Source organism: Algoriphagus sp., from assembly GCF_024305035.1.
Taxonomy (GTDB): Bacteria; Bacteroidota; Bacteroidia; order Cytophagales; family Cyclobacteriaceae; genus Algoriphagus.
Genome location: NZ_JAMWZB010000048.1, coordinates 1 through 18,902, shown reverse-complemented (window position 1 = coordinate 18,902; position 18,902 = coordinate 1). Strand labels below are relative to the sequence as shown.

General features: G+C 41.7%; 14 protein-coding genes. 5 read left to right on the top strand and 9 right to left on the bottom strand.

Annotated features, from left to right (window positions below; genetic code table 11):
* Positions 1–187, top strand: a 187-nt coding sequence (locus Q0L00_RS18815) for a hypothetical protein (RefSeq protein WP_297338443.1), incomplete at its 5' end; no start/stop codon positions are given.
* Positions 188–495: 308 nt separating this feature from the next.
* Here the strand turns inward: Q0L00_RS18815 and Q0L00_RS18810 are convergent.
* Complete coding sequence (locus Q0L00_RS18810) at positions 496–1,344, bottom strand: RteC domain-containing protein (RefSeq protein WP_297338442.1); 849 nt, start codon at positions 1,342–1,344, stop codon at positions 496–498.
* Between the two features lie 29 nt (positions 1,345–1,373).
* Positions 1,374–2,921: a hypothetical protein gene (locus Q0L00_RS18805; protein ID WP_297338441.1), complete on the bottom strand. Its 1,548-nt coding sequence runs from the start codon at positions 2,919–2,921 to the stop codon at positions 1,374–1,376.
* Between the two features lie 529 nt (positions 2,922–3,450).
* On the opposite strand from Q0L00_RS18805, the gene Q0L00_RS18800 reads away from it, so the two are divergent.
* Positions 3,451–3,903, top strand: coding sequence for a MauE/DoxX family redox-associated membrane protein (locus Q0L00_RS18800; RefSeq protein ID WP_297338440.1), 453 nt, complete (start codon positions 3,451–3,453; stop codon positions 3,901–3,903).
* A gap of 553 nt (positions 3,904–4,456) precedes the next feature.
* Entirely contained in the window at positions 4,457–4,738 is a 282-nt protein-coding gene (locus Q0L00_RS18795; RefSeq protein WP_297338439.1) for a hypothetical protein, read from the top strand.
* A gap of 46 nt (positions 4,739–4,784) precedes the next feature.
* Here the strand turns inward: Q0L00_RS18795 and Q0L00_RS18790 are convergent, their stop codons facing one another.
* From Q0L00_RS18790 to Q0L00_RS18780, 3 genes are all read right to left on the bottom strand, one after another.
* Positions 4,785–6,143 carry a RagB/SusD family nutrient uptake outer membrane protein gene (locus tag Q0L00_RS18790; RefSeq protein ID WP_297338438.1) on the bottom strand — a complete coding sequence of 453 codons (1,359 nt, stop codon included), beginning with the start codon at positions 6,141–6,143 and terminating at the stop codon, positions 4,785–4,787.
* 126 nt (positions 6,144–6,269) lie between these two features.
* Positions 6,270–9,455, bottom strand: coding sequence for a SusC/RagA family TonB-linked outer membrane protein (locus tag Q0L00_RS18785; RefSeq protein WP_297338437.1), 3,186 nt, complete (start codon positions 9,453–9,455; stop codon positions 6,270–6,272).
* Positions 9,452–11,377 (bottom strand): TlpA disulfide reductase family protein, encoded by a 1,926-nt coding sequence (locus Q0L00_RS18780; protein ID WP_297338436.1) that lies wholly within the window; start codon positions 11,375–11,377, stop codon positions 9,452–9,454. The genes Q0L00_RS18785 and Q0L00_RS18780 overlap by 4 nt, the downstream gene beginning before the upstream one ends.
* A gap of 1,216 nt (positions 11,378–12,593) precedes the next feature.
* On the opposite strand from Q0L00_RS18780, the gene Q0L00_RS18775 reads away from it, so the two are divergent.
* Positions 12,594–13,001, top strand: coding sequence for a helix-turn-helix transcriptional regulator (locus Q0L00_RS18775; protein ID WP_297338435.1), 408 nt, complete (start codon positions 12,594–12,596; stop codon positions 12,999–13,001).
* Positions 12,998–13,279, top strand: coding sequence for a hypothetical protein (locus tag Q0L00_RS18770; protein ID WP_297338434.1), 282 nt, complete (start codon positions 12,998–13,000; stop codon positions 13,277–13,279). The genes Q0L00_RS18775 and Q0L00_RS18770 overlap by 4 nt, the downstream gene beginning before the upstream one ends.
* A 313-nt stretch (positions 13,280–13,592) precedes the next feature.
* On the opposite strand, the gene Q0L00_RS18765 is transcribed toward Q0L00_RS18770, so the two are convergent.
* From Q0L00_RS18765 to dinD, 4 genes are all read right to left on the bottom strand, one after another.
* Entirely contained in the window at positions 13,593–14,453 is an 861-nt protein-coding gene (locus Q0L00_RS18765) for a DNA adenine methylase (RefSeq protein ID WP_297338433.1), read from the bottom strand.
* The gene (locus tag Q0L00_RS18760; RefSeq protein ID WP_297338432.1) at positions 14,450–15,697 is read right to left on the bottom strand and encodes a hypothetical protein; all 1,248 of its coding nucleotides are present in this window, start codon (positions 15,695–15,697) and stop codon (positions 14,450–14,452) included. The genes Q0L00_RS18765 and Q0L00_RS18760 overlap by 4 nt, the downstream gene beginning before the upstream one ends.
* 11 nt (positions 15,698–15,708) lie before the next feature.
* On the bottom strand, positions 15,709–17,283 hold the full coding sequence (locus Q0L00_RS18755) for an AAA family ATPase (RefSeq protein WP_297338431.1): 1,575 nt from the start codon (positions 17,281–17,283) through the stop codon (positions 15,709–15,711).
* Positions 17,284–17,745: 462 nt separating this feature from the next.
* Positions 17,746–18,588 (bottom strand): DNA damage-inducible protein D, encoded by an 843-nt coding sequence (dinD, locus tag Q0L00_RS18750; protein ID WP_297338430.1) that lies wholly within the window; start codon positions 18,586–18,588, stop codon positions 17,746–17,748.
* Positions 18,589–18,902: the final 314 nt, after the last annotated feature.

The following is an 18,902-nucleotide window of genomic DNA, read 5'->3' as shown; positions in this document are numbered from 1 at the left end:
GATTAGTTCTCGCCTCAATTTACCCATACGTGCAGTAGACCGGATACACATAAAAAGTAAAAACAATCCCCTATGCCGAAAACCTTTTCTTCCAGCCAATGCACCTAGATGGGGCAAACCCGATCTAATTATTTCCCCAAATGAAGCTTTATATTCATTGAAAGCCAATTCCAGAAAAATACGTTAAGGGAAAACACTTCTCTTTCGCTCACTCCCAAGGCATTTTACTTTCTATTTCAAAGGAGCACCCTGACGGATAGTAGACTACGCTTCAATTCAGAAATGGCTAACTTCTCCCTGTTCTCCATATCGGATGCAGAGGTATCGTCACGAAAAGTATCATGCAACTACCCTTTATCCTTAATTGGATTCGGAGATCATCAGGTAAAAATCCCTTTGCCTAGAGTTTTATGGTAGTAAAGAAAGGAACGGCATTCCTAAAAAAGTATAACGATACCTTTCTAGTCATTATTGATTTAAAAAATCCACCTGATTTTAACGCAAAGAATCTCCATTATCAATGTAGTTATTTAACTGGTCCCGCATGGAGTCCAGAAAAGCAGTCCTACTTTTCTTACGGGTACTGATCTCGGTGAAGGTTCGATAGAAATCATTCAGATTCAATCCAAAAAATGCCCCCATTTTGAGTGCAATCTCTTTCAGATCCGCTCGTCCGTGATTGAGCACCCCAGCAAGTTTCAAGGCATAAACCAGTTCGATCAGCTCTACCTTTTTCCCTGTCCAACGCAAAGGATTTTTTTTCTGGTAGGTTCCCATTACCACTTCTCCATTGATGATTTTCAACTGATGATGAATGTACTGGGAAAGTGCCAGGGTTCCTTTGATTCGGGCAAAGTACAAGGTGTACACCGTGCAATACCTGGTATCTAGGGTATGCCAAAACAAATTTGGCTTATACACCGGGGCTTGTGCACTACGCAGAAAAAAAATCTTATCCTGATTGGTTTTCTTGGTCAGCAGGTAATTGTAAAGATTCTGATGACTCTGAAGAAAATACTGAATGGACCGCAACTCCTTCTCATAGAATCGCTTGATTTCCTTTTTGGGTCCCGGAGGCTTTAAGGATTCCATATTAAATAGTTCTGAATAATACACCGACTCTTTTAGAAATTCAGTCATTTTCATTTTAAAGAACTCTACCTCTTCCTCCTCGGAAGTAAACTCATAATTGGACAGAAAAGCCTTGACCTTTTCCAGTGCCTTGTCCACCATATAGAACGCAGACTCAAACTGGATGAGCTTGTTTTCCCCATCCAACATCAGAATACCTAGGTCTCGCTCCAGATTGGCCGAAACCTGATCGCAGTAGGTGATAATGTTCATCACGTAGTTGGTTTAGTTTACAAATAGGGCTATTCATAGCGATTACTTACATGCAGGGACCAGTAGTTGGATCCGGCAACTTTGTATTTCACTTGTTTTAGACAGTGTAGCAACCAAATATTTCCAGGATCATGATTGGATCTGATTTCCAAATCCAATCTCAAAAACTCCTCAAGGCATTCCTGAAAATTACTGAGCACCTTATACTGAGCCTCCTTGAAATCCAGATTCTTCTCCTGCATCAAGACCGAAATCAGATTCATAGAATCACCGATGTTTTTCTCTTTCCGATAAGAAATCAAATCATTGCTCAAAAAAATCAGCCGCTCCCCCAATTGCCGGATATCTTTGGATTTCTTCCATTCCTCTGGATCCTCACCAAACTCTCGCCCAATGTCCAAACAGGTAAAATTCACAGCCAATCGGGCTCCTGAATAGAAAGGCTTGTCAAGTAGAAAACTTCTTGGATCCTGAACTCTACCTGCATCCTTGAATTTGGCTTCTTTGAGATTGTATTGAATAAAATCCAAGACCTCCTTTTCTACCAAGGCAATTTTGGGCAGGCACATGTTCTCCAGTTGGGGTAAGGAAGCTCTGAGCTCCTTCCAGACCAAGACCAAATCCCGGATTCTTGTAGGAAGAATCACTTCCTCCCCTTCCTGATTTTTCAATCCTGCAAGAATGGATTTCCAAAACTCGGTCTTTTGGCCCTGAGGAATCCGATCGGTCTGATCGTCCAGGTAAAAAAGCCAAGTGTAGAGCTTACTGACCCAGATCGCCGTATCCAGTTCGGTTTCCGGATAGAGATAAGAAGACAATAAACATAGTTTCTGAGCTTCAAAGGCCTTAATTTCATCCGGAGTACGCAGTAGATTCTGAAAGGAAGTAGCCCAAACTTTGGTTATAGCCTCTATTTCTCGGGCTTTAGGATGGAGTGCATGCTGAAAAGAATATTTCAATTCGGACATAAACTGAAGTTTCCAAGCAGGTATATCAGAATTCGGCTCATCTTTCTGACTTCTCATCCGCTGAACCGTACTTTCACTGACTCCGAGTATACTGGCCAAATCCGCCCGTTTCAATACATGCCGAATATTGGGGAGTCTCGCTTCCAATTGCTCAATTCTTTCCATGTAAGGAAGTTGGGTAAAAGCCACCCATTGTTCATTGGAATAGCGAATTCGCTGAATCAACTGTTCGGAAACCTCTTTCAACTCAGGAAAATGCTTAAGTACATCCTGTTCCTGCTTAAAACCCAAATTGGTAAACATGGAATCCTTTAAGCATCGGATTTCATAACGACTGGGAATCTGCTGAACATAAGAATCATAATCCATGAACATATCCCCCGGAAAGAATAGCCGGACCAACCTCCCATTCTGATACATCCCTATTAAGCCTTCGATCAATACATGGGAGTGAAGTTCAATTTCCCCTGCATACCGAATCACTTCTTTTTCGGACAAGTTGGTCAAGCTTAAATATTCTCCCAGCTTTCTAAAAGTCTGGACATCTAACATTTCTTCCAAACCCAATAAAGTCCTCATCCGGACCGGGTCCCAAGCAACAGTACTCATTTCTATTTACTGATTTTAAAAAAAACACAAAACTTAGGCTAGAGACAAAGCTATCCTGTGCCAATTCAGGCTTAGTCCTTATCTCCTGTTTCATCATGATTATCCACCCGAAGGCGTACCCGATTCCCTAGGCAGTACAGCAATACCTTCCAAGGAGTATTCACACAATCAAAAAAACCGGTTTTCTTACTAAATCTTAAGTGATTATAAAACTCCGTATTCTAAAAACCAAATATTTAACCGAAAAACTAAGAGCTGTACTTGAAAAAGTGTCATTGACACCAAAAAATGGTTCATGTCCCAACTTGTGAATTTTAATTATTCATTTTTTCCAATTTTACCAAACATTGATTGACCCCGGCAACAAGGCCTCAATCGAAGGAGAAAAAATAAAGCCAGAGCCAAAATCAAATACAGGATGAAATCGAGCATGACGTATCCGTCACACACTGGGATGATTAGAATTGCGAGATTCCATATGACCTTTGAAAAGCAAATTATACACAGTTGAAACTAGATCACAAAAACCATGGATAAGCCTTCACAAACTGCCCTCGTACCCACTTTAATTCTGATTCTCGTGTGGGCCTACACCGGTTTGGAAAAAATAATCCGATTCGAGCAGAGCCGAAAGGCCTTTCACAATCAGACTTTTCCGGGAGAGTTGGCAGAAGCCCTGAGCTATGTGGTTCCCGGGGTGGAGTTGGTAATTGCCCTGCTCCTACTCTTTTCAGTCACTCGGTGGTGGGGATACGTTGGGAGCTTGCTGGTTCTAACGGTGTTTATCACTTATGTGGGATTGATCTGGGTGGGCGCATTTCCCAGGATACCCTGCAATTGTGCGGGGATAATCGAAAGCCTGGGATGGGCAGAGCATTTTGTCTTGAATTTGGGATTGATAGGACTGGCGGTATATGGGCTTTGGAATAGTAGAACCCGTGATGGAATGAAAATTAGAAAAGAATCGATGTACTCAGCTTAAATCAAATCCAAAGGTTCCTGTTGGCTCAAGCACACAGGTTGAACCATCGATAGAAATAGGAAAAAGAAAAATAAACGAATCATGAGGTAGAAATGATGACTAATGAAGGAAGAAGAAGTAAGGAACAGGGAATAGCCGAATCTGACCCACTTAAAAGCTAAAGTCAGAAAACAAAATCCCTCCAAGGGATGAGAAGCTTATTCCAGTCCCGCCAAACACTTACTTCCAACTAAGAGAAACTCTTCAAGAGTTTGAGAAAAAAATTTAGGGGCAGCGAGTACTGAACTGCCCCACGGCCTAGGGGTGATGAGCCCCTATCCGGAAAAAGATGAAATAAAAATGAGACAATAGCTCAAGACAATAACAGGTTCATTCTTCTCGATGGCTTGGGTGAGAAGCAAGTCAATACCGATGAACCTGCCGGGGGAAGCCGAAAACCCTTGAAACAGAGTAGGCACTTTAACCACGTTCCCAGGGAAGCAGGATTAGCTGCTTCCCGAAGGAATCCCAAACGGTTTCGCTCTTTTTGATTTGTTAAAAAAGGGTGCACTTTATGAATAAACTAGCAAGTAAACTTCCGCTTCTAGCCTTTGTGCTGGCAGCAACCTTGGCCATGGCAATGAATTTCGCCGGAAATGAAACGGAACGCTATGCCTTGGATCCGGAATTGGAGATCTGGTACGACTTAACCGGAGTGACGCCCGGTTCGGGTACTTACCAGTGTAATCTCAATCCTGCTGAGGATTGTTCCTTTGAAATGCCGGATGATACATCTGACCGGGTTGAAGCCGGAATTTTCGTTGTAAACGGAAATCTTCCTATAGCTCAGCCTTAATTTAAGATCAGAGAGGGCAAATCTTATGGGCTTGCCCTCTCTTTTTCTACCGCTGATTCTGAACCATGGGATTTTGTTCCAGTTCCTCCTCAGGTATCAAAAAGACATACCGAGAATCATTTGGCGGCAAAACGGCATCTGATTCATTGTACTCCCTTCTTAGCGTGATGGCTAAGGCTGGATCCTGATTGAATCGCTTCAAATCAATCCAACGGATCCCCCGAAATACCAATTCTTTTTGTCGCTCTAAAACAATCCGTTGAAGCAAGTCCACCCCACTAAGCCCAGAAATCGGTTCAAAACCAGCTACCATCCGATGCTCCAACAAAACGTTGATCGCATCCAACGCCGTTTCCTCTTGGCCCACCCGGTAGGCTGCTTCAGCAAAATTCAACCATACTTCATCGGTGGCCAATCCACCAAAATGGTAAAAGTCTCCGGTATAATTTCCTCTGAAGTTTACCTCATCCTCAATTCCATTTGATCGGAAAAAGAAAGTTTTCCTCAAATCCATAGAATCATAGCTGGCTACCAAATCGGGGTTGACAATAAAGCCCTGGTCGAACTCAAATCCCACAAAAGATATTTCCTGATGAAATATCACCTCCGGATTAAAGACCTCAAAAGAATAAGGAAGCGAAGTATCCAAGTCCTTGTAATCCATCAGCGTATCGTCAATTCCCAGAGCATTGGAGGAGTGTTGCAATGAATTGGGATAATCTCCCCTGTTCAGATAAACCCGTCCCAACATAGCCTCAGCCGCCCATTTTGAGGGACGCATGGGGATTTCAGCCTTCATTTCCAGATGATCTACCGCAAACAGCAAGTCCTCCAAAATGAAATCAAAGCTTTCCCCTACACTGGCCCGCTGATTCTTAACATTGATATCGGAAGTTTTGCGAAGGGGGATTCCCAGCGCTTCCTCTCCTGCACCAATCCCCACCTGGCCGTAATGCATCAGGAGTTCATAGTGTCCCTGAGCCCGATAAAATTTGGCTTGGGCTTCCAAATTCAGCATCCGCTGCTCCTCTCCTGCATTAGCGGGCTGATATTCCTCCAGACCATCCAATACCACATTTGCATACATGATCTTCGTATAACTGATCAGCCAATGAAAGTCTTGCTCCCCGGGAAGGCTGGTTTCCTCCTCCCAAAAATAAAGTGCATTGAAATTGAAATTTAAGCGTGAAAGCGTACCTGGACCAATGACCACTTCATCAGAGCTAATCAGTCCGTTGGTGGGATAGGAATTCATCCCTCTCAGATAGGCGTCCAACAGCCCCTGAAAATCATCCAAACTTGCGGGGACCACCAAGTTTAAATCTGGCTTCTCATCCAGAAATTCATCACAAGCAACCAATATGCTCATGATAAAAAGAAAAGCTATTTTGATTGAATTTTTCATAGTTTTTAGATTTTAAGAAGGGTGGCGGATTAACGAATAAACCAAATCCAAAATCCGCCGGGCCATCCGTTCCATTTGAAGAAAGTCTGATTTAGAAAGCAGTGACCTTTTACCCTTTAGATTTAATTAAAATGACATTCTTAAGCCCAGTGATGCAGAAGTCAATGGGGGTGTAACTTGATAGTCCGGATCTTTGAGCCGATCCGTTGATTTCCAGATGATCCCAAGATTATTGATGTATAGGTAGGTTTCCAGATTTCTGATTCGACTCCCTTGTCCACCATTCCACTGATAAGCAACCCGAACATCCTGCAATCGGATATGATCTCCCCTTTCTATTCGGGATGAACTGCTGGAATAAAATCGCTGTCTCAGGGGATTGACACGTCCAGGGTCTGAAGGAATATCCGTAATCAACTCATCTCCGGGTTGCTGCCACCGGGATTCATAATCTGCATGTCCCCACATTCCCCGGTTAAAGGCGTCATAATTGATGGACTGCCTACGGACAAAATAGCCCAATCGGTAGGTAATATTTGCTGAAAGGCTGAATCCACGATAACTAAAGGTATTTCTGAATGCACCAAAATCCGTGGGTCTTCCCCTACCGTGAAATCTTAGGCTTTCCGGCGTTGCATCAAGTATAATGGCCCGGTAATCATTGCTGGGCTCTCCGTCCACAAAACCCAAAGGCGATCCGTCATTGGGATCGAGTCCCGCAAAGTCATAGCTATAAATCCCAAATATAGGTTTACCCACTTGGGTATTGGGAACTTGCGCAGAATAGCTGAGCAATTGATTTGCTGTAGACAAGTTCTCAAGATCAGTTACTTCTTCCTGGACCATGCTGTAAAAAAATGCCCCCTCCCACTGGATCTTTCCAATCTGCTGTACCGTAGTCAGATTCAGATCAATCCCGTTGGTGCGGGTACTGGCATAATTGGTAAATGCACTGGAAAACCCAGAAGAGGCAAACAAGGGTTGATTGGCGAGCAAATCCAATCCCTGCTTGCGATAGTACTCCACCGACCCTCTCAACTTTCCATTAAATCCTCCAAAATCCAATCCCAAATTGGCGATTTTAATCCGCTCCCACCGGAGTTGGGGATTTGGAGGACTGACTATTCCCAAAAAAGGATAACCGGAAAGAAAGTTTTGAGCACCGGAAAGATACTGCGCAGTGGTGAAGGCTGTAGCATTGGGATTGGTATTCCCGTTAAACCCATAACTCAAGCGAAGTTTGAGAAAGTCAATATTGCTGACCCTAAAAAACTCCTCTTCCGAAACAATCCATCCCAAGCCTGCGGACCATAAAGGAACAGCCCGCTGATTGGTTTCCACCCCAAAGAGATTGGAAGCATCCTTACGGGCACTGGCATTGAGCAAATATCGATCTTTGAAGCTGTAGCCCAGATTGGCAAATCCGGATAAAAACCGGTCTGCACCTCCCGAGAAACTTTCGGTAAACGGCACATTCGCAAATCGCCCCGAGCCCAGCAATCTCCTTCTTGTCAAATAATCCACCGACTGGGAAGTACCAATCACAGGATTGTAACCATAGCTGGTATTGAAATAGCCCTCCCGTTTTAAGTCCCTGACTTCAAAACCTGCCAAAACATTGAGTTGGTGGTCTGATCCCCACTTGGCTGCATAGGTACTTTGCAGCCGAACGTTATGGCTAAAGGCCGAACGAAAATCCTGTTCCAAAATACCCCCTAGCGGAACATGTCTGATCAGGCTCCCATCTTCCCCGATTTCGGTAAATTCATTGATCAATTCCCGGGTTTCATAAGATTCCTGACTGTTAAAAGTCTGGGCTCTATTGGAATTGGTCCAATACTGATATAAGCCGGAAACTTTCCAATTTTTAAGCAATTCATAATCTAGACTCGCATTTATGCGCAGATCATTGCCGCTGTTAGTAGTGCTCGTTCGGTTGAATTCCTCCAACGGCACGTAGTCCCAATCCAACAAACCCAATTCTTCCACTTCACTTTTAAACCGGTCGGAATAGGTTCGCTGTACAGAAAGTGGGTTTCCATTCTCATCGGTCAAGCGATCATAGGCATTAAAATTGGAAATATTCGGAAGCCCGTTTTCGGATCGGCTATTCACCCAATAAACCCCAATTCCCACATCCAACTTTTCATTCGCCAACTTCCAATTCTGACGGGTGGATAAGGTGAGTCTGTTGTTATTCGACGCAATGGTAGAGGCGGTATTCGCATCCCAGCCCAAACTGAACTGATATCGGTGTCTGTCGCTCCCTCCATTGAGCCCCAAAGCATATTGTTGCTGCAAGGCTCTGCGGTTTATATGCTCCTGCAATTCCCTTCGGATATCCGAGTTGCGGTAGCTGTCCAACTGGGCGGACAACTCCTGATCAGAAAGCAATCCCTGACTGTGGGCAAAAAGGCTTTCAGCTACCGGGGGGACGACAGGATTTCGGGAATTGTTCAGCAAACTGTTGTAATAACCCCGCTCATAGAGCTCGATTTGCTGGTCCACATGTCCTGCAATACTCATTCGGGGCTGGTAGAAGGGATCCTGTTCTGCCAGCTGGGTTACATTAGCCGTAAAGTTCACCTGCATGGGGGCATTGAACTTCCCCTGTTTGGTGGTAATCACAATCACCCCGTTTCCGGCCCGGGCTCCCCAGATGGATGAGGCTGCCGCATCCTTGAGCACGGTCATGCTTTCCACATCATTGGGATTGATACTCGACAGCGGCCCATCATAAGCCAAGTTGTCCACTACAATCAAAGGCTCTGCATTGGACCGGAGCGTAGCAGTACCCCGAATGGAAATACTTTCCCCAGGCTCTGCATTTGCCCTGTCCCGATTAAAGATCAAGCCTGGAGTCACGTCTTCCAAACGGTCAATCAGATTGGTGGAAACTCTTCGATCCACCAATTCCTGATCTACTTTGACAAAGGATCCTGTGGTACGCTCAGCGGAGAGTTCCTGAAAGCCGGTGGATACTACCATTACCTCATCCAATCCCATTTCGGACTCTTCCAAGGCCACATTCAAAAGGGTTTGGGAGGAACTGACCGGGATTTCCCTTGTCTGATACCCGATAAAGGAAAACAAAAGCACGCTTTCGTCCTGGTTAATTTTCAGTTGATAGTTTCCCTCATTATCGGTGATGGTGCCCTGGTTGCTTCCTTTCACCACTATGGTGACTCCGGGAAGCGGAATTCCCTCCGCGGCAGAGGTAACTTTCCCGGTAATCAATTTTGAATTTTGAGCCCAAAGGTTCGGTGATCCTCCTCCAACAAGAAGGATGAAAATCAAGAGTAGCTTTTTCATGGTTTGGATGGTTTTGTATGGTTGTCAATCAGCCCAAGGTGTTGAAGTACATGGGCTTTTCTGGAGTCCTGATCCCATCCTTCGATCTTAAAGGATTGGATGACTCCGGATTCGTCCAGAAGGAATACTTTGGGAAAGCCGAAAATCTCATAGGAGCTGATAAAAGCTTCGCGTTCCTTACCGGAGATATTCAAGTTGGTGATCGATTGGTCGGAGTATTTTTCTAGCCTGGACTTCCATAAATCTTGATCCTCGTCCACCGAGATGGCTACCAGTTCATAATCCATCGAGGACGTTTCCCGGTAAAGCGGAAACAGAAAGTCATTGAAAAAATCGGCACTGTGTCTACAGGTACTGAAGTAAACATAGACCAAGGTCGGTTTACCCTTGAAACTAGCCGAATTTACCGGATCACCCTGGGCATTCACCATTGCAAAATCCAAAAACGAATCCCCTGGAATATGTGATCGTTTTAGAGATTCCACCCTGCTGACCCAAGGATCAAAGCTCATAGTCCTCAGATAATTTTCCAGAATTGCCTCCGGTTTGGGGTATTGTCCCAAATAACGGGAAAGAAAACCGGCTTTGATCCGGTCAGCTACTTCCCCCTCATGGGAAGCTGTAATCCCGCTGAGCAAACTCTCTCCTTTAATCAACCCCAATAGGGCCAATCGCTCCACTTCCATTCCCAAAAAACCCCGGGAAACTAATTGGGCTGACGGGGAAGACTCCACTCCCGGTAAATTTTCAAGCAAACCCCGCAGCTTTACCTGAACTGAATCCAATTCTTCCGGCGAGAACTCAGCGGGAAGCTTCTCCCAACTGAAATTCCTGATCGAGGCAATTACCCCGCGATAGTGCTCCGCCATCAAGTCCAATCGGATCAGCTCCAGAAGCTCAGCGTCCAGTTTATCCTCAAAAAACCGAAGATAGTCCAATCGGGAAGCCAAACTATTCTCAGGGTTTTCCAAAGAGGCCACCTGGTTTTTCAAGTTGGTCTTTGGAGAAGAAATTACGTTCAAACTATTGCCAAATTGATTCTGGAAAAACCTGATCTTATCCAGATTTTCTTGCTTTTGGAGCAGGGAACTATTAGCCCCGAGTACCAATTGCCGGGGTGACTGAAAGGCCACTCTATTTTCTTCACGTGCCAGTAAGTACTGTAATTCATAGAATGGGGCATTTTTACCGGCAAAGGAGACATAATAACTTCTAAGGTCCAGGTTGATTTTGATGCTATCCCCGGGAATCACCAGAAAATTATCGATGAGTGTCCGGTCCCCTGCGGTCAAAGTAAAATACCCTACCCGATCCGAAAGAGGCAGCTCCACCGAAAACTTGCGGGTACCATTGTTCAGCAATCCATCAAAGAATTCCCCGGGCAGGGTTTCAATCGTTTTACTCTCAACCGCAAACTGGGAATTGGGATCTACATAGTAAGGAGTGCTGCTCAGCATCAGCGGACTCAGGGAATCCGGATTGATGATTTCCCCATAGATGAGCGTAGTATTTTCCTCCCCCTTTTGGGCGGGAGTGCTGTACTCCTCCCGCCCGGGGTGATTAGCCGCGCCTGGGTAAGCGGCTTCTTCTGCCCGCTCTGGGGCAAGGGGATGATTTTGGGAAGAATCAAGACTTTTCGAGTCCGATTCATGATCATCAGCGTCATACTCCATTTGGTCAATGAAGACCGTGACCGGGGCGGTTTGGGGGATACCCTCTCCCTCCCCTGCACCCGAATCAAGGTCGCTATCAACTAAACCATAATCTTTAAGTTGGGAAATATCGGGACGGGAATCCCCACCCCGAAGGAGTTCGGATCTAATGGAAAGATCCGCCTCCGGTGACCAAGCAACTTGGCTCTTGAGTTCGCTTCCGATTAGGCATAGCCATGCCAGGAAGCATGTGAATAGACGTTTTTTCATGCTTGTTAGAGATTGAAGACCTATGGTTCGATTGAGCTCACCACAGGCGACCGGAGAGGTGTCAGGCTGAGCACTTGAGAGACGAGAGTCTCGAAATCGAAGCCTAGTCAGATTGTCAGGCTGAGCGGAGTCGAAGCCTAGTCAAAGCCACGAATTTTAAGACATAGTCCTCCTATTTGAATCCCGATGATTATCAGGGATTCGGCACGATCGGAACCGGTCTGTCTTGGATTAAGAAATAATTGAATGAATAAGCGAAAATCCTCTGCAGCGGAAGGCTTATCATTTTTGTCAAATGGAATGAAATAGGGCCGCTTTTAGCGTCTGAAACACTTGGAAACAAAGGCCTGTCGGCCTGAAATAGGGTCGCCTTCGGCGCCCGAAATACAAACTCATAACAGGAATTTCTATTTCAGCCAGCTTGCTGGCTATGTTTCAAAGGTATTTCTACCGTGTTTCCATCCCGTTGACGGATTATGTCACTCCCGGATCAGTAGCGGTAGTCCCGCAGGTGCGGGGGCAATCCGGGAGAATAAAAATAGGTTCAAGTCGGGTTCTTGATCAGGTTTTTGAAGAGCATTTTGGGGGTTAGATTAACCCAGGTTGGTTTGTAAGATTGAAATGATGCTTCCATGGCGATGGGTTAAGTTGGAAGACGGTAGACCGGTGGTTCGACGCTGCTCACCACAGGAGACCCCTCCACGGCGGGCAGGCGAGGAGCCAACGACCAAAGTACTTGTGATACAGATCTTATTTATCTGCACATAGAAATAGAATTTCCACCATGCCCTAAAGGGCAGCAATGCTAGCAATAGGTTTTTGAGAAATCGTCGCCCGCTGACTCTGAGTGGTATGTCCGTGATGCCGGAGCTATCAGCGAGAAAAAAGGGTACGTTAAGTTTTAAATCCGGTCAAATCGGATTTTTGGGTTTTAGGGGATAGAGTCTTTCGTCCACAGGCAATCCGGCGAACCATAAATTCAGAGAACGCGGCAAAATGCTATATTTCTCAAAAATTAAAATGCTCGAGTCTGTGGTTGGTTTCATTGAAAATTTTACGCTTCACTCCCCTAGTTTTGTTCTATTCTTGCCAAACCTTTCTTATATTGTATTAGCAATCAATCACATCCAAATATTGCACTTGGAGAGGTTTTAGGTGAAGTAAAAAATTTCTATCTTAGTCAAAGAAATTCTAGTCTAGTCAAAAAAGTACTGCTATGGTCCATGCCCAGAAAATCATGCGGATTTTGCGAGAATCCCGAGACTATTCTCAGGAGTATGTCGCCAATATTCTGAATATCAACCAAAAGACCTATTCCAACCTGGAATCGGGCAAAAGCAAGCTAACCCTAGACCGAATTCAGCAACTTGCAGAATTTTACCATGTGAAGCCGGAATATTTTTTGGCAAATGAACTACCGATAATTAATTATAACACTGGTGAAAAAAGTAATAGCAATAGTGGATACATCAAAAACTACATCAATGAGAAAAGTGAAGATTCCCTTTACGAAAGATTATTGACAGAAAAAGATCAAATTATCCAAGAAAAAAATCATCAAATTGCTTTGCTAAAGGATATTATAGACATACTAAAGACTAAATTGAAAGAGATAGAATTATGACAGGAACAAGTATAATATTAAAAACCTTATTGATTGACAAAAATTTATCGATTGAGGAAGTCTCTAAAGGAACTGAAATTCCCAAGGATGAAATTCAAGCTTTAATTGATGGGAAAAGTAAATTATTTGTTGATCAAGCTATAAAAATTGGTGAGTTTTTCTCCATCCCAGCAGAATTTTTATTCACAGATTCAGCGCTAGTTAATCACAATAATATAGGTCAAAAAAGTAACAGTAATAGCGGTTTCATTGGAAGTTATTATAATACAGAAAAGTAATTTCACCGAGGATTTGTTTTTCTGAAACGATTATTTCTTAACTTAAAATTTGTTATAAAACAAAACTAATAAGGTTTAGATTTTAATGAGTCGGATTGCAAATCAAGTAACGTTTGGTTAATGTTACCTAGCATTACATTAGCTTTTCCTGCCTGCGAGTTGGGATATGTATTTTTAATGAAGAGATAGGAGATTTTTAATTTTTGTTTTCGGGCAGGGCGGACACACACCATGGCAGGCTTTGGATGAAGCGTATGTAAGCTTGAAAATGTGTGAGACTGTGAAAGGTTGGCATGATTCAAACACTGTTTATCTATAATAATATTGGTGATTTAAGTGTGTTTATTGATTCTTCAAACTCGATTCCATTTGAAAAGATTAAAATCTCGTCCCCAATACGATTGGATGCGGCCTGTGACAGCTTATAAACAATCTTGTTTTGTTCTGCATAGAGGTTTAGGATAAAGTCATGGTTGTCGTATGATACCATCCATTTCTTTTGCATCTTATGAACATATTTAGAAAGTCTTTTGTGATCCTCTTTTGAATAAAAGTTCATATACAGATCGGCTCCTTTTTGATAATAGGGAGGGTCGAGATAAATAAATATTTCTTCATTCTTCTTATCTAACTTTCCAATAAAGGATAATCCGTCAAGGTTGGTCACTGTGATGCGATCTCTGATTTCTGCGATTTTCTGAATGCGCCTTATTAAGTCATCTTTGTTGAATCGTGCATCAATTTTGTATTTACCTTTTTGCTCTTGACCACCGATTACACCACCTTTAATTACGCCTGAAATATTTGTCCTATTGAGAAAGAATGTTGATTTCGCCAATTCAAAATAATCTACCTCATCAGTATTCCGTTGGATGGCTTTATATTTATTCCAATTGTGTATTGTGACATCTACTTTTTCAAGCCATTCGCAAAACTCGTCTGATCTATTTAAAATGCCCGTCCAAAAAGCGTATATAGATTTGTCAAGATCGTTGATGTAAATATGATTTACATACCCCTCAAACAATAACCTTAGAGCTAAACCAGCACCTCCGGCATAAGGTTCTGCATAACTGGCGCCAATCAGTTGGTTTTCATAGAAGATTTTGGAAACAAAAGGAAATATACAATTTTTCCCTCCGGGGTATCTTAGTGGTGAATAATGTATGCTCATATTGTTTCCTCCTTTCCGTGTGAAATTGTTAGTATTGAACCAATTATTATTGACATTGCAATGGTTTGTTCTATGTTGTTTGATGATTGATAATTATGAGCCCCCGTATGCAACAACTGAACAATACTGTTTTCATTAACATTGTGATTCGATAATGTTGTTTTGATGTCTTTATCTAAATCCTTTTTTGCGATAGGGAAGTGACCTTTTAGATAATTCTCGAATTTTTTATTGTTGTCTTCTTTGGCCGCTGTTTCGCACAATAATCGTAAAGACATTCTAATTAGTCCTGGAAATGTTTGAGATAGTTCGTGCTTCTTTGAAAAATAAAACTGGTATAAGTCTACTATATCTCGATATAGATTACTAACCTCTCCCATGCGCAGGTATAATTTCCCTCCAAAGAACTCAGTGTTGGATTTTGGTGTCCTCTTTGATTGCCTTTGCGGTTTCTTTACTTCTTTTTTGGAATCAAACTTAATTTTAGATAGATGCGATTTATTGTTCTTATTTTGATCAATTAATTGTTGGGAGCTTGGATCTAGTACTTCAATGATTTTCCCTCTTTTTCTCCGAGTATCAATAACTTTAGTCTTGACCTTATTGGAGATATCGGTGAGCAATACAAAAGCTTCCTCATTGGAATGAACACTGTTTAGTTTACCATTATTTATACTAAAACCTAAATTTTGCATCATGGAATCTTTGAAAATCTCATCTTTCACAAAACCTTGATTGAGATGTGGATTTGAGGAGATTATACCCGTGTCCTCTTCAAGAATTAAGAAAGAACTCTTTTCTTCACCTAAAAATTTATGTAGAAATAAATCACGTTCCAAAGGTTTCCACGAACCTGAATTACCATGTTTTCTAAGAACATTATTCAATGCTATCTTTTTTGAGCAAACATTGCACGGTATTTCTTCCGGAAAATCGGGAATCCGAATTCTTGTTCCGGAAGGCACAGTTACCAGTCCATGTTTTATTTTCCCCAGAATAATGCGCCTATTTCCATCATAAACAACAGGCTTTTTTCCATAAAAAACTACCGTTGGGAGTTCACTAAAATCGTAATAATCCCCCATTTCTTTTGCCAACTTAGGCAAAGTCCATTTTAGCAAACCATCATCTAATGCTCTATCAACAATATCTTGGTCAGACGCATTTGCATCAATTGGGTCACGTGGATTTTCAGTCCATAAGACCAAATCTTTAATATTGATATATTTTACTTCTTGTTCCATAATCAAAAGATTTAGTTAAGCAACAGCTTATTGTATTTTTCCAGCAACTTCTCAAAATTATCAATAAATGTATCTACTTCCTCTTGGTTTTCTGCAATCCAAGGGTTTATTACATTAGCACAGTTTCTTCCCCAATATTGCTTTTGTGAGTTGAACCATTCTTTTGCCTTTTCGCGGCCTGCTTTGCCATTAATTTCTTTGAGTTGGATATCACGAAAAGCTAATTGTTTACTATATCCCTCGTAAATGTTGTCCCAAATAGGTGATTCGTCTGAAAGGCTGTGAAGAAATTCAGCAATAAGTCTTTCAGGAGATTTGTTGCCTGGCAACATTAAAAAGTTTTTATTTTGATTTATCCTCCTCATTTTTGATGCTTCCGTTTTTACATCTCCATCTAATACAATTAGTGATTCAGGAAATCTGAAACCCACTATTTTTTTTCTTGCCAACTCAATTAGATTGTCGCAGCCTAATGTGCAATCAACGAATTGTAAAACCAGTGATTTTCGCTTTATTATCGCTCTAAAGAAAACCTCACCCTCTTTGTCTTCCGTAAAGACTGGTATCTTCTTTGGCTTTTGTTTGATTGATAACGCGACATTAAGCTTGTTTTTAATCACCTCATAGGAAATATTATCAATGGCTTTGACTTTGGAATCCACTTTTTGCAGATATACTACTTTGAGTTGACCAGTAATTTTGACATCTTCTTGCCATTCACATGCTTTTTCAAGTATGCTTAATGAATGAGTAGTGAACACCACTTGTATGTTAAGCTGTGATGAAAATTTACGTAAAGCTTCAATTAATTTTAATTGAGATGCAGGGTAAAGAGTAGCATCTATTTCATCAATTGCCAATATTCCTCCTTGATAGGCAGCTCCATGAATTTCTTTCAATCGCTTAAATGATAATATTGCCAACAAGATTTTACCGATATTATCCTGACCAGCAGAATTCATTTTCCAATCATAAAATGAAGTATTCGCACCTAAGGTGTTTTTTTGTTTACTAGCTAAATAATCTACACTGGTCATCTCAACATTTGGGATAATCAGGATTTTGTTATGCCAATCTTGGTAAAATTTAAATTCGGTTTCTGTGAGTGTAATTTCATTGCTGGTATCAATGGAAGTATCTTCACCAATTGGAAACAATCTTGACAAACTCAGGTAAATAACCGGTAGCTGGATATAACCCGACCCCTTCGATCTATCACCCTTTTGCCAAAAGCGAATTCCCTTTGAACCTGACTTATCTTTTCTTTCAATGCTTTCTACAGTAAATTCAGGTTCTGTTTTATTATTCATACTCAGTGTCCATTCATGGCCCTTAGGTTGGTCAAAGGAATCCGAGAGTTTAAATTTTTCGCTGAATAAAGATTTATAATTTCCACCGCATAGAGGTTTTTCTCCATATAGTGGATTTTCTTTATCTGTTATAGTAAAGGGTTGGCTTATTATTCCCAATAAAGTTGTTTTTTGTGTACCGTTTTGTCCTGCAATTACAGTTAAATTGGCTCCTAAATCAAATCGAACATCATTGAAGCCACGGAATTTTTTGATATGGATACTTTTTATAATCATTGTATTTGAATTAATCCGTCTGAAAGTGGTCAAATAATCATTTAGACTGTGTGGAATTTGCAATTCAACCCCAAATCATAACCAATTTTGAATTGGCTTTCTTACCTCACTTCTCCCCTTCCCGCAATTCTTCGGGACAGGCTTCCTAAAAGAAAGGTCGATCATTCAGTGGTAAATCTTAGGTTAAAAATCCCTTGGCCTCATCCATACTGCTCCCTTGGGTTGATTACAATAATCAAAATTGGTTAGATATAAAGAAGTGAAATAAGAAAAAACCGAATTATAGTTTTTCCTATTTCTTCATTTCCCAGGTTTATGTTTATGCGGTTTCAGGGAAGGAGTATTTCCCGGTGTTTCTTTGTTATCCCTTTGTCCTCTGTCTGGTTGTCCAGTACTTTTTGCAATTCGTTTTGGTCCTGGTTTGATTCCCATGATTAGGTGGATTAGATTATTGGCTTATGTTTATTTTTTATCCTTTTTGATCTCTTTAAGGATTTTCTTTTCGGTACTATCAATTCTCCGCTGGACTTTTTTGACATCTTCCGACGGAGGTAACTCTTCCGGTTTCACTCCTCTTTTTAAGAGTATTTTCCTTACCTCTGCGTTGTTGTCGATATGTTCTTTTGAAATCGCTTGATCACCTGACAAATCCTTTTCTACCACATTATGACTAGTCAATTCCGTAGCAAAATCTTTAGCCTTAATCATTAAAGTAGGCAAAAAATAGGCTAATGGTCTATTGACCGGAACTCCGAGCTTATCCTTCATGGACTGGGTAGAAATTCCTCCATATAAAGCCCGATCTCCCTTAGACCTTATTATGGCGAAACTTTTCTGGTCTACTCCGCGCTCATAAATAATTCCTGATAGCTTCTTTTCCGACTTGGACAGTTTTTCTCTGGCGGTCAGCCTGGCGATATCCAACAAGCGCTGCTCGATCAGTTCCTGTTTTCTTGTCTGAACTGCAAAGTATGTTTGGGCAAAAGCAACTTCAGGCTTGGAGGCATCTCCATTTTGGGCAACCAAATAACAGGCATAACGTGTTAAGACCACATCTTGAACTTGTCTTTGGCCTCCTTTTCCAATTTCGATCAATTTGGTGACGCCAACGAAATGATCTGATTCCTTTTCTCCGGAGTTTTCACATGCTTTCACTGCTTTTTGGACCGCATTGGTAAAGTTTCGCCAATCCGAATACCCCAAAATCCCTTGCAAATCACGCCCACTCCAACACTCCAAACCCTCCAAATTATGACAGGCATCTTCAAACTTTTGGAATATCTCAGCGATTAACTCTTTTTTCATTTTCAATCTAAAAATTAGTTTTGATACCTTTTTTGACCAAAACTTTTGATTCATTCCATTCCGAAAACCGAAACTGCACCTACCCCCTAATATCCATCTTCTGATCATCAAAAGTTTAGTATTGCTAATAAAGGGCATATCCAGTAAATAAAAAATACCCAGTACTGGGTATTTTTGGTTGAAAAGCGTCATATTCTTAACATTTTACAGAAAAATTAGAACAAAAATTGGAGGATTGAAAAAATTAGATTCTTGAATACCCCAGGGAAATCGCTTTTAGATTTTAAGGATTTTAGCTCGATACGTATCATCCA

Bases quoted from the DNA above. Each gene is read 5' to 3' on its own strand.
- Q0L00_RS18775 (WP_297338435.1), top strand. From the start codon at position 12,594: ATGGTCCATGCCCAGAAAATCATGCGGATTTTGCGAGAATCCCGAGAC.
- Q0L00_RS18770 (WP_297338434.1), top strand. From the start codon at position 12,998: ATGACAGGAACAAGTATAATATTAAAAACCTTATTGATTGACAAAAAT.
- Q0L00_RS18780 (WP_297338436.1), bottom strand. From the start codon at position 11,377: ATGAAAAAACGTCTATTCACATGCTTCCTGGCATGGCTATGCCTAATC.
- Q0L00_RS18765 (WP_297338433.1), bottom strand. From the start codon at position 14,453: ATGAGCATACATTATTCACCACTAAGATACCCCGGAGGGAAAAATTGT.
- Q0L00_RS18785 (WP_297338437.1), bottom strand. From the start codon at position 9,455: ATGAAAAAGCTACTCTTGATTTTCATCCTTCTTGTTGGAGGAGGATCA.
- Q0L00_RS18810 (WP_297338442.1), bottom strand. From the start codon at position 1,344: ATGAACATTATCACCTACTGCGATCAGGTTTCGGCCAATCTGGAGCGA.
- Q0L00_RS18760 (WP_297338432.1), bottom strand. From the start codon at position 15,697: ATGGAACAAGAAGTAAAATATATCAATATTAAAGATTTGGTCTTATGG.
- Q0L00_RS18805 (WP_297338441.1), bottom strand. From the start codon at position 2,921: ATGAGTACTGTTGCTTGGGACCCGGTCCGGATGAGGACTTTATTGGGT.
- Q0L00_RS18790 (WP_297338438.1), bottom strand. From the start codon at position 6,143: ATGAAAAATTCAATCAAAATAGCTTTTCTTTTTATCATGAGCATATTG.
- Q0L00_RS18795 (WP_297338439.1), top strand. From the start codon at position 4,457: ATGAATAAACTAGCAAGTAAACTTCCGCTTCTAGCCTTTGTGCTGGCA.
- Q0L00_RS18755 (WP_297338431.1), bottom strand. From the start codon at position 17,283: ATGATTATAAAAAGTATCCATATCAAAAAATTCCGTGGCTTCAATGAT.
- dinD (WP_297338430.1), bottom strand. From the start codon at position 18,588: ATGAAAAAAGAGTTAATCGCTGAGATATTCCAAAAGTTTGAAGATGCC.
- Q0L00_RS18800 (WP_297338440.1), top strand. From the start codon at position 3,451: ATGGATAAGCCTTCACAAACTGCCCTCGTACCCACTTTAATTCTGATT.